Consider the following 10,575-nt stretch of genomic DNA (forward strand, 5'->3'; position numbering starts at 1 on the left):
CCCGGCCCCTGCCCACCCCCGCCCCCAGTGGGGGCGGGGGGGGGGCCGGCGAAAGCGGTGTGTCAGTCGACTATGTTCCAACTGAACCACCGCTTTCGCGAGCAAGCCCGCTCCCACATTTTTGTTCGGTGTGAGGCTTGGGATCTGGCGGCGTGGCCTGAATAGTCCAGCCGTGCACCGCAAGCATGGGCAGCGCATCCCCCCTGTGGGAGCGGGCTTGCCCGCGAAGGCGGTGCATCAGTCGACGCTGTTCCAACTGAACCACCGCCTTCGCGAGCAAGCCCGCTCTCGGTGAGTCAGTAGCCGACAGTGAAGCGCTGGCGCGAATGCTTGGGGGTTTCTGCTTCGTCGATCAGGGCGATGGCGTAGTCGGCAAAGCTGATCCAGCTGCGGCCGGCGCTGCTTACCAGCAGGTTGTCCTGGCCCAGGCGGAATTTGCCGGTGCGTTCGGTTTCCACGAACTCCGCCGAGGGCGACAGGAAGGTCCAGTCCAGGTCCTTTTCCTGACGCAGCACGTCGAGAAACTCAGCGCCGGCGCTGGCTTCGGCTTTGTATTCAGGCGGGAAGCCTTCGCTGTCGATCACCCGGCCGCCGCCCGGCAGCAACAGCGAACCGGCGCCGCCGACCACCAGCAGGCGCTTGACCCCGGCTTTTTTCACCGGGCCGATCACGGCAGCAGCGGGGAGGGTGGCGAAGTGCGCCGCACTGATCACCACATCACTGCCACTGACGGCTTGCTGCAGGGCGTGCGCGTCGAGTGCATCGACCTGCTTGACGGTGACGCCGTCGCGCTTGGGCAGCGTGTCGGTGTTACGCGCAATGGCGACCACGCTATGCCCGCGACGCAGGGCTTCTTCCAGCAATTGGCTGCCAGCACGGCCGGTAGCCCCAATGATTGCGATCTTGCTCATGACGTTCTCCAGTACGGTTAGGGTTTGAAACACTTCACCACTTCATTTCGCCCTTGGCGACTTTGGCGCTCAGTTCCAGCGAGCTTTCGTCGGCGAGGGCGGGGTAACGTTTTTTCATCGCCGCGATCAGGGTGGCAGAGTCCTTGGCCTTGGCGGTTTCCACGTCGAAGGCCTTGATGTAGTCAGCGGTAAATTTGACCGAGGCCGGCGATGGCGTGCCCAGGTAGTGACCGGGAATGACGGTGCGCGGTTTCAACTGCTCGATGCGTTGCAGGGTCGCCAGCCAGTCCTGGTGCGACTGCGCCCCCTGGGTGTCGGCCATCCACAGGTGAATGTTCTCGGCAACGACCACGCCACCGATCACGGCCTTGATCGACGGGATCCACACGAAGCTGCGATCCGGCTGTGCGCTGTCCAGGCCGATGACCTCCAGGGTCTGCCCCTCCAGCGTCAGGCTGTGGCCTTCGAGGACCTGCGGCACGATGGTTTTCGCCGGCTGGTCGGCGCCCATTTTCGGCCCCCAGAACGCTAGCTTGGCGGCCACGGTGGCGTTGATATGGTCGACCACCGGCTGCGGCGCCAGCACCTTGGCGTCGGGGAACGCGGCGGTCAGGGTGTCGAGGCCGAAGTAGTAGTCCGGGTCGCCGTGGCTGATGTAGATGGTGGTCAGGTGTTTGCCGCTGGCGCGAATCCTTTGCACCAGCTGCTCGGCCTGGCCCTTGCCGAATTGCGCGTCCACCAGGATTGCGTCCCGGGTGCCGCTGACCAGCACCGAGCTGACCGGGAAGATCGCAGCCTCACCGGGATTGTAGACGTCAAGTGTCAGGTCGGCTGCCGCAGCGTTGGCGGCGAAGGCCAGGGCGGCGGCGGTCAGGGTCAAGCGCTTGAGGGTCGAGAGCATCGGGCAATCCGGCAGTGAGTAAAGGATGCACAGAGCTTAGTTGCACCAAACGCAACTAAAAATGCGATGCTGGGACATAGTTTGTTTCTAAAATCGGGCAAATCATGGATCGTCTTCAAGCAATGCGCGTGTTTGTCACGGTGGTGGATTTGGGCAGCCAGTCCGCCGCCGCCGACCATCTGGACCTGTCGCGCCCGGTGGTGTCGCGCTACCTGGCGGAGCTGGAGGACTGGGTGGGCGCGCGCCTGTTGCACCGCACCACGCGGAAACTGAGCCTCACGGCGGCCGGCGGTGAAACCCTGCCGCGCTGTCGGCAATTGCTGGAGCTGTGCGGCGACATGCAGGCCGCCGTCAGCGAGCCCGATGACGCCCCACGCGGCCTGCTGCGACTGAGTGTCAGCACCTCGTTCGGCCAGGCGCAATTGGCCGATGCCATTGCCGAATACGTCAGGCGCTACCCCCTGGTCACCGTCGACCTGCAGATGCTCGACCGCACGGTGAACCTGGTGGACGAGCGTATCGACCTGGCCATCCGCACCAGCAACGACCTGGACCCTAACCTGATTGCGCGGCGCCTCACCGTCTGTCGCTCGGTGGTGTGCGCCACGCCGGCTTATCTGCGGGAGCATCCGGCACCGCAGAAAGTCGAAGACCTGGCCCGGCACAATTGCCTCACTCACTCGTATTTCGGCAAAAGCCTGTGGCACTTCGAAGAGCGCGGCGAGCACGTGTCGGTGCCGGTGCACGGCAACATCACCGCCAACGAGGCCAGTACGCTGTTGCGCGTGACGCTGGCCAGCGCCGGGGTGGCGATGCTCCCCAGTTATCAGGCCGGCGAGCATATCCGTCGTGGCGAACTGGTGCGGCTGTTGCCCGAAGCCGAGCCCCGGCAGATGAATATCTATGCGGTGTATGCCTCGCGCAAACACATGCCTTCGGCGCTGCGCAGCCTGCTGGATTTCCTGGTGTTGAGGTTTCCGGAAGAGCCGGAGTGGGACATCGGGCTGCAGTCGACATAAATGTGTTGAATGGCGCCCGATAATGGCAACTCACCGCAGCTGACCTATGCTTTAAACAGCACCCTGTAGATCCGTTCAGAGGTCTGTGCCATGAGCATCAAAACCCGAAAATACCTGATGATTTTCTTCCTCTGCGCCCTGGCGACCGGGCTGTATGGCACTGCCGCCTACCGAGTGGAGCAAACCCGGATGCAGCCGACCTTTGCGATCAGTTGCCATCAGGATCAATGCGTGCCCCACACCGGCAGTTTCAGCGCATTGCGCTGAAGCTTGCACCTACAGTGATGTCGGTGGTGTTTCGGTCTTGAGCTGTTCGCGAAACGCCTTGGGTGAAAACCCGACACGGCGGCGGAACAGCCGCGAGAAGTTGGTCGGGTCGGAAAACCCTAGGACCTCTGACATTTCATTGATGGTCATGCTGGTGTAAGTCAGCAGGCGCTTGGCCTCCAGCAATTGGCGGTCGTGCATGATCTGCAGCGCAGGCTGCCCACCCAATTCCCGACAAGTGCCGTTCAGGTGTGAGACCGAGATCCCCAGCTTGTGGGCCAGGTCTTCGATCTTCGGGTGTTCGCGATAATGCTGTTCAACCAACTGGGTGAAACGCCGGAAATATTCACGTCCGCGTGGGGCCCGTGGGTGGCGGCGCTGGATGGCCTGGCGGCTGATCCACACCAGCAGCACGCTGACCAGGGCGTGCATGAGCATGTCGCGAGCCGGCTGTGCATCGGCGTATTCCTCCAGCAGGCGGGTGAACAGGCTGTTGAGGTAATCGCTGTCGTTGCCCGCCCGGTAGCTGCCGAGCGCGTGCAGCCCGTCGACCGTCGTGCCCAGTTGCGCCTGCAAATGGCTGACCAGCGGCGCCGCCAGGGTCACGATATAGCCTTCGACATCCTCGGCAAATCGAAACCCGTGCACGCACAGCGGTGGCAGCACCTGTAGCGTCGCTTCGTTGAGGGTGGTGCGCTGCCCTTCGATTTCCAACTGTGCCTGGCCTTTGTGCACGTAGAGCAACTGGCACAGATCCGCGTGCCGGTGGGGTTGGATTTCCCACTGGTATTCCCGACTGCGGCGGGAAATGGTTTCACAGTGCAACAAATCGGGAGTCGGCCATTGCTGGCTTTCCCCGTAAAGCTTGAAGACCGGAATCGCGGTTTTGGTCATGGTTTCAATCCGATACTCAGAAGAGTGGTGCGGTAATCGCCCCGATTGGCGGAAAGCACAGGCTTTGTCTCAGTTTTCACCTTCTTATGCTGCGCACTCAAGTGAAAAATGTCAGCAACAAAACCAATGACAACTCTTTCACTTGATCCGTTCGGGTGGAACCTGTGGGCCATAACAATAATGAAAACGCTGAAAACCCAAGTCGCCATTATCGGCGCCGGTCCTTCCGGACTGCTGCTCGGCCAGCTGCTGCACAATGCGGGCATCCAGACCCTGATCATAGAACGCCAGAGCGCCGATTACGTGCAAGGGCGCATCCGCGCCGGGGTGCTGGAGCAGGGCATGGTCGACCTGCTGCGCGAGGCCGGCGTCAGCCAGCGCATGGACAGCGAGGGCCTGGTGCATGATGGCTTCGAACTGGCGCTGAATGGCCAACTCACCCACATCGACCTCAAGGCCCTGACCGGCGGCCAGTCGGTGATGATCTACGGCCAGACCGAAGTCACCCGCGACCTCATGGCCGCGCGCGCCGCAGCCGGTGCCACGACGTTTTACGAGGCGCGCGCCGTACAGCCCCACGCCATGAAAAGTGATCGACCGTGGCTGACCTTCGAGCACCAGGGCGAGGCATTTCGCCTGGAGTGCGACTACATCGCCGGGTGCGACGGTTTCCACGGTATCGCCCGCCAGTCGATCCCGGCCGAGGCGTTGCAGGTCTTCGAGCGGGTCTATCCCTTCGGCTGGCTGGGCATCCTCGCCGACACCCCGCCGGTGCACGACGAACTGGTCTACGCCAAGCATGCGCGGGGCTTTGCCCTGTGCAGCATGCGGTCGCCGACGCGCAGTCGTTACTACCTGCAGGTGCCGGTCGAAACACCGCTGGAAGAGTGGTCGGACGCGCGTTTCTGGGACGAACTGAAAACCCGTCTGCCCAGCCACCTGGCCGATCAACTGGTAACCGGCCCATCCATCGAAAAAAGCATCGCGCCGCTGCGCAGCTTCGTGGTGGAGCCAATGCAGTACGGGCGCCTGTTCCTGCTTGGCGATGCGGCGCATATCGTGCCGCCCACCGGGGCCAAGGGCTTGAACCTGGCGGCCAGCGACGTGAGCACATTGTTTCGGATCTTGCTCAAGGTGTATCGCGAGGGGCGGGTGGACTTGCTGGAGCGCTACTCGGCGATTTGCCTGCGGCGCGTGTGGAAGGCCGAGCGGTTCTCGTGGTGGATGACCTCGATGCTGCATCAGTTTCCCGAGGCGGACGGCTTCAGCCAGCGCATTGCCGAGAGTGAGCTGGCGTACTTCATCGGCTCCGAGGCGGGGCGTAAAACCATTGCAGAAAATTACGTCGGGCTTCCTTACGAAGCTATCGAGTAGCCTGCTATCGTATCGAGCATTCCCGCGGGCCCTCCCTTTCCCGCGGGCCCTGCTCGAAGGTTCTGCCGTGACCAACCTGAATCAGCCCGCCCAACCTGTCCCTGCCGTGCGCAGTGTGCTTGCCGCCTTGATGATGGCGATCTTCCTCGGTGCCCTGGACCAGACCATTGTCGCGGTGTCCATGCCGGCCATTTCCGCGCAGTTCCACGACGTCAACCTGCTGGCCTGGGTGATCTCCGGCTACATGGTGGCGATGACGGTGGCGGTGCCGATCTACGGCAAGCTTGGCGACCTGTACGGGCGACGGCCGATGATGTTGATCGGCATGGGCCTGTTCACCCTGGCCTCGCTGTTCTGTGGCATGGCGCAAAGCATGGAGCAACTGGTGCTGGCGCGGATTCTCCAGGGCATCGGCGCCGGCGGCATGATCTCGGTGAGCCAGGCGATCATCGGCGACATCATCCCGCCCCGTGAACGCGGGCGTTATCAGGGCTACTTCAGCAGCATGTATGCGGTGGCCAGCGTGGCCGGTCCGGTACTGGGCGGCTACATGACCGAGTACCTGTCGTGGCGCTGGGTGTTCCTGATCAACCTGCCATTGGGCGCCGGTGCCTGGTACGTGGCCCATCGCACCCTGGTGGGGTTGCCGGTGCCGCAGCGAAAGCCGGTCATCGACTACCTCGGCACCGTGCTGATGATCATCGGCTTGACCGCCTTGCTGCTGGGCATCACCGAAATCGGCCAGGGCCATCATTGGCGTGACGATGCAGTGCTGGGCCTGCTCGCGTGTGCGCTGGTGGCGCTGACCGCGTTTGTCTGGCATGAACGCCGCGCCCGCGAGCCGCTGCTGCCGATGCACCTGTTTGCCAACCGCAGCGCGGTGCTGTGTTGGTGCACGGTGTTTTTCACCAGCTTTCAGGCGATTTCCCTGACCGTGCTGATGCCTTTGCGCTTTCAGACGGTAACCGGCGCCGGCGCTGACAGCGCGGCCCTGCACCTGCTGCCTCTTGCCATCGGCCTGCCCATCGGCGCGTATTCCGCCGGGCGCATGACCTCGGTGACCGGGCGCTACAAGCCGATGATCCTCAGCGGCGCGCTGTTGAGCCCGCTGGCGATCCTCGGCATGGCCTACAGCGCGCCCCAGGCGGTGCTGCTGACCGGCGTGTTCATGCTGCTGTGCGGGATTGCCGCCGGCATGCAGTTCCCTACGTCGCTGGTGGGGTCGCAGAATTCGGTGGAGCAGCGTGATATCGGCGTGGCCACCAGCACCACCAACCTGTTCCGTTCATTGGGCGGGGCGGTGGGCGTGGCGTGCATGTCGGCGCTGTTGCTGGCGCTGTTGCAGGATTCCAGCTTCGCCCACCTGGCCAGCGGTGCACTCGTGGCCGAAGGCAGTTCCGGCAACGTGCTGCTCGATGGCCTCAACGCCGCCCCGGGCCCGGCGCAGGATGCCCTGCGCGGGGAGTTGGCGGTGACCTTTCGGCATTTGCTGATGGTCAGTGCGGCGGTGTCGCTGTTGGGGCTGGCGGCGGCGATCGCGATGCCGAACCGGGTGCTGCGCGGCCGCGAAGACAAGGCGCGCTGACCCAGTAGGTACCCGGCTTGCCGATCCCATCGCCGGCAAGCCGGGCTCCTACAAGGTCAACCTCAAGGGCTGTAGTACCCGACCGCCACCATGAAATGCCCGGCCTTGCGCACATACGCATGTTTGTTCTCGACCTTGTCGGTCACCGGGTTCTTCCAGCGATATTTGTATTCACCCTGGTCCTGCTCGGCCATCAGCTTGAGGATCGGCTCGCCTACCGGCTTGCCGTCGGGGTCCTTGATCTTGCTGAAGTCGGTGTTGAGCAGGCGCAGGTTGGTGCCATGGGCCACGTAGCGCCGGGTATTGAGGTCGACTACGAACACATAGAGGTCATCCTGCAGGAAACCGCCCTGCAAGGCGTTGATCGCCTTGAGCGTGCCGGCCTCATCCTTGAGCAGTGCATTCACCGCCTTGTTGCGCAGCGCCCGTGCCTGTTCCGGTGTGGCGCGCGGCAGGTAGTAGCCGACCGCCAGGATGCGTTCGCCCACGCGCTGATAAAACACGTGCTTGTGCTCGACCTTGCCATCGTTCCAGTTCTGCCAGCGGTAGTCGGCCTGCTGGATGCCCTGGTCCTGCGGGACCTTGAGCGCGTCCTTGAACGACTGGCGCAGATCCGGGCCGAGCACTTCAGAGACATCGCGTCCGATCAAGGCCGAGGAGGGGCCGCCGCTGGCCAGCAGTACGCCCTGGGTGTCGACCACAAACACATAGCGATCATGATCGACAAACTCGCCCTGGCGGCTGAACGCGGCAAACGCCTTGTCGCCGTTGCTCTGGTAATAGGCCAGGGCTTTTTGCAGCAGTGCCTTGGCGGCCTGGGCGTCCTCGTCCTGAGTCGTCGCGGCGTGCACCTGGCTGAAACACAACAGCAGCAGCGCGGTGATGCGGAGCAGTCCCTTCATGTTCCGTCCCTCATTATTGTTGATGTGACAAGAGCGTAGACGCCTGTGGCTCAAGGCGCCGCCAGCCATTGATCGACGATACCGGCATACACCCCGGTGGCCACGCTCAGGTGCAACCATTGGTCGACATAGCTTTTCCAGGCCACATCGTCGCGGGGCAGCAGGAAGGCTTTTTCGCTGTACTGCATCTGCCGTTCCGGGTTGACCGCGCACAGCCCTGGCTTGAGCTTCTGCTGGTAACGCGCTTCGCTGGCGTCGGTGATCATCACGTCGGCCTTGCCTGCCAGCAACTCGTCGAAAATGGTCACGTTGTCATGCAGGCGGATGTTGGCCTGGCCGAGGTGCGCGCGGGCAAACACTTCGTTGGTGCCGCCCGCCGGTTCGATCACCCGTACCTGTGGCTGGTTGATCTGCTCGAGGGTCTGATAGCGCTGCACATCCGCGCAGCGCACCAGCGGGATCTTGCCATCAACGCCGAGAGACTGGCTGAAGAAGGCCTTTTTCTGGCGCTCGAGAGACACCGAAATACCGCCCACGGCGATGTCGCAGCGCTGGGCGAGGAAATCCGGCATCAGGCTTTTCCAGGTGGTCGGCACCCACTGGATCCTGGCGTTGAGGCTCTTGGCCAGGGATTCGGCCATGGCAATGTCGATGCCTTCGTAGCCGCCATCGGCGCGCAGCGAGGTATAGGGTTTGTAGTCGCCCGTGGTGCACACGGTGAGCGTGCCGCGCTGCAACACCTCATCAAGGCGCGACGGTGCGGTGTCGGCCAGGGCCGAGGTGGCGAGGCTCGCCAGTACGCATAAGGTTATTGTTGTTTTCATGCGGTCGAGTCCTTGGGGCATGATCGGGGGCGGTCATTATTTCCAGGCGGATGGCCAGGTAGCAAGGGCCGTCGAATGTTTAGCCAAGTTGCAACCAAACTCCGCCAACCCTGAATTTAATCGCCTATGCGGGCATGTGACGCTGTCCGGCATCTTCCTCATTGTGATTCCCGCATGGACGGCTGCCCCGACGCTCACCCCGCGACACTGCCGTCCGCACTGGCCTTCTGGGCGCTGTTTCACTGCCGACATGCGCGCCCACCAGATAGCTTTCTCCTACGTTGATCCACCTCACGGATGACGCGCACCTGTGCGCATCTGCCCGGCGGCGCCTGTGCGCCTGCCTGACGCAAACGTATGAGATTTCCCATGAGTGTTTTTGCCAGCCTGCACGAAGCCCAAGCTTTCCTTGAGCAGCACCCGGACATCGAGATGTTCGAGCTGTTTATCCTCGACAACAACGGCGTGCCACGTGGCAAGTTGCTGCACCGCGACGAACTGCTGGCGGTGTATGCCAGCGGCCGGCCGTTGCCCAGCACGATCCTCGGCCTGACCATCAATGGCGATGACGTGGAAAACTCCGGGCTGGTGTGGGAGGTCGGCGACATTGATTGCCGCGCCTACCCGATCAGCGGCAGTTTGCAGCGCATGCCGTGGCGCCTGATCCCGACCGCCGCCGTGCAGGTCAGCATGCACCCCACCGAGGGCTTGCCCGCCACCGTGGCCGACCCGCGGCATCTGCTCGCCAAGGTGATCGCGGGGCTGAATGCCGACGGGTATTACCCGGTGATGGCAGCGGAGCTGGAGTTTTATCTGCTCGACCAGAAGCCCGACAGCCACGGCCGCCCCCAACCGGCACGGGACAGCGACGGTGGCCGCCCGCGTTCGACCCAGGTGTACGGCTTGCGTGAGCTTGAGCAGATCGAGCCGTTCCTGGCGGACCTGTACAGCGCGTGCAAACTGCAGGGCATCCCGGCGCGCACGGCGATTTCCGAATACGCCCCGGGCCAGGTGGAGATCACCCTCGAGCATCGCGCCGATGCCCTGCAGGCGATGGACGAGGCGGTGCGCTACAAGCGCCTGGTCAAGGGCGTGGCGCATAAACACGGGATGAGCGCCTGCTTCATGGCCAAGCCCTTCGACGACCTGGCGGGCACCGGCATGCATATGCACGTCAGCCTGGCGGACGCCGAGGGCAACAACCTGTTTGCCAGTGAGGCCGCCGATGGCACGCCGCTGCTGCGCCAGGCGGTGGGCGGCATGCTCAGCACCTTGCTCGACTCGTTGCTGATGTTCTGCCCCAATGCCAACTCCTATCGCCGCTTCCAGACCAACAGCTACGCGCCGCTCGCCGCCACCTGGGGCGTTGACAACCGCACCGTGAGCCTGCGCGTGCCCGGTGGCCCGGCCTATTCGCGGCACATCGAACACCGCATCTGCGGCGCCGACGCCAACCCCTACCTGGCGGCGGCCGCGATCCTCGCCGGCATCCACCGTGGCATTCGCGAACAACGCGACCCCGGCGCACCCGTGGAAGGCAATGGTTATGCCCAGGCCAAGGAACTGCTGCCGACCGACTGGCTCACCACCCTGCGCGCACTGGAAGGTTCGAGTTGGGCGCGCGAGGCGTTTGGCAGTGAATTCCTCGGCGTGTACCTGGCGGTGAAACGTGCCGAATATCGCCAGTTCATGGGGGAGGTGGGCGAGCAGGACTGGCGGTGGTACCTGCATCAGGCGTGATGCTTGGCTAGGCGGGATGAGCGCAGCGTTGCTTTTGTGGTGAGCGGGCTTGTTGTGGCGAGCGGGCTTGCCCCGCGTTGGGCGGCGAAGCCGCCCCTTCCTAAGGCCCCCGCAGTGTGTCAGGCATAACCGGTTGACTGGTTTTGGGGCGGCTTCGC

Annotated in this window: 10 protein-coding genes; 5 read left to right on the forward strand and 5 right to left on the reverse strand. The window is 63.5% G+C overall.

Annotated elements, in window-relative coordinates:
- Positions 1 to 296: 296 nt before the first annotated feature.
- Both QMX97_RS29840 and QMX97_RS29845 read right to left on the reverse strand, forming a co-directional pair.
- Positions 297 to 911, reverse strand: a complete 615-nt coding sequence (locus QMX97_RS29840; protein ID WP_282398097.1) for an NAD(P)-dependent oxidoreductase — start codon at positions 909 to 911, stop codon at positions 297 to 299.
- Between the two features lie 34 nt (positions 912 to 945).
- Positions 946 to 1,812, reverse strand: coding sequence for an MBL fold metallo-hydrolase (locus QMX97_RS29845; RefSeq protein WP_282398098.1), 867 nt, complete (start codon positions 1,810 to 1,812; stop codon positions 946 to 948).
- A 104-nt stretch (positions 1,813 to 1,916) separates the two neighbouring features.
- Between QMX97_RS29845 and QMX97_RS29850 the strand changes: the two genes are divergently transcribed.
- Complete coding sequence (locus QMX97_RS29850) at positions 1,917 to 2,831, forward strand: LysR family transcriptional regulator (RefSeq protein ID WP_065902103.1); 915 nt, start codon at positions 1,917 to 1,919, stop codon at positions 2,829 to 2,831.
- Positions 2,832 to 2,921: 90 nt separating this feature from the next.
- Positions 2,922 to 3,098, forward strand: coding sequence for a hypothetical protein (locus QMX97_RS29855; protein WP_162844255.1), 177 nt, complete (start codon positions 2,922 to 2,924; stop codon positions 3,096 to 3,098).
- Between the two features lie 9 nt (positions 3,099 to 3,107).
- Here QMX97_RS29855 and QMX97_RS29860 read toward each other — a convergent pair whose 3' ends face one another.
- A complete protein-coding gene (locus QMX97_RS29860) occupies positions 3,108 to 3,992 on the reverse strand; it encodes a helix-turn-helix domain-containing protein (protein WP_282398099.1) in 885 nt (294 codons plus the stop codon).
- Positions 3,993 to 4,181: 189 nt separating this feature from the next.
- Here QMX97_RS29860 and pobA point away from each other — a divergent pair, with 189 nt between their 5' ends.
- Both pobA and QMX97_RS29870 read left to right on the forward strand, forming a co-directional pair.
- Positions 4,182 to 5,366, forward strand: coding sequence for a 4-hydroxybenzoate 3-monooxygenase (gene pobA, locus QMX97_RS29865; protein ID WP_177343928.1), 1,185 nt, complete (start codon positions 4,182 to 4,184; stop codon positions 5,364 to 5,366).
- Between the two features lie 67 nt (positions 5,367 to 5,433).
- Positions 5,434 to 6,951: an MDR family MFS transporter gene (locus QMX97_RS29870; RefSeq protein WP_065902098.1), complete on the forward strand. Its 1,518-nt coding sequence runs from the start codon at positions 5,434 to 5,436 to the stop codon at positions 6,949 to 6,951.
- Between the two features lie 62 nt (positions 6,952 to 7,013).
- Here the strand turns inward: QMX97_RS29870 and QMX97_RS29875 are convergent, their stop codons facing one another.
- Positions 7,014 to 7,853 (reverse strand): cache domain-containing protein, encoded by an 840-nt coding sequence (locus QMX97_RS29875; RefSeq protein ID WP_106804840.1) that lies wholly within the window; start codon positions 7,851 to 7,853, stop codon positions 7,014 to 7,016.
- 50 nt (positions 7,854 to 7,903) lie between these two features.
- Positions 7,904 to 8,677, reverse strand: coding sequence for a transporter substrate-binding domain-containing protein (locus QMX97_RS29880; protein WP_120447882.1), 774 nt, complete (start codon positions 8,675 to 8,677; stop codon positions 7,904 to 7,906).
- 369 nt (positions 8,678 to 9,046) lie between these two features.
- Between QMX97_RS29880 and QMX97_RS29885 the strand changes: the two genes are divergently transcribed.
- Entirely contained in the window at positions 9,047 to 10,417 is a 1,371-nt protein-coding gene (locus tag QMX97_RS29885) for a glutamine synthetase family protein (protein WP_065902092.1), read from the forward strand.
- Positions 10,418 to 10,575 lie beyond the last annotated feature (158 nt).

The organism is Pseudomonas sp. PS01298 (assembly GCF_029959745.1).
GTDB lineage: Bacteria > Pseudomonadota > Gammaproteobacteria > Pseudomonadales > Pseudomonadaceae > Aquipseudomonas > Aquipseudomonas aylmerensis.

What these genes read in the sequence shown, in the direction of transcription:
- QMX97_RS29840 (WP_282398097.1), bottom strand. Translation starts at nt 911, where the DNA reads ATGAGCAAGATCGCAATCATTGGGGCTACCGGCCGTGCTGGCAGCCAA.
- QMX97_RS29845 (WP_282398098.1), bottom strand. Translation starts at nt 1,812, where the DNA reads ATGCTCTCGACCCTCAAGCGCTTGACCCTGACCGCCGCCGCCCTGGCC.
- QMX97_RS29850 (WP_065902103.1), top strand. Translation starts at nt 1,917, where the DNA reads ATGGATCGTCTTCAAGCAATGCGCGTGTTTGTCACGGTGGTGGATTTG.
- QMX97_RS29855 (WP_162844255.1), top strand. Translation starts at nt 2,922, where the DNA reads ATGAGCATCAAAACCCGAAAATACCTGATGATTTTCTTCCTCTGCGCC.
- QMX97_RS29860 (WP_282398099.1), bottom strand. Translation starts at nt 3,992, where the DNA reads ATGACCAAAACCGCGATTCCGGTCTTCAAGCTTTACGGGGAAAGCCAG.
- QMX97_RS29875 (WP_106804840.1), bottom strand. Translation starts at nt 7,853, where the DNA reads ATGAAGGGACTGCTCCGCATCACCGCGCTGCTGCTGTTGTGTTTCAGC.
- QMX97_RS29880 (WP_120447882.1), bottom strand. Translation starts at nt 8,677, where the DNA reads ATGAAAACAACAATAACCTTATGCGTACTGGCGAGCCTCGCCACCTCG.
- QMX97_RS29885 (WP_065902092.1), top strand. Translation starts at nt 9,047, where the DNA reads ATGAGTGTTTTTGCCAGCCTGCACGAAGCCCAAGCTTTCCTTGAGCAG.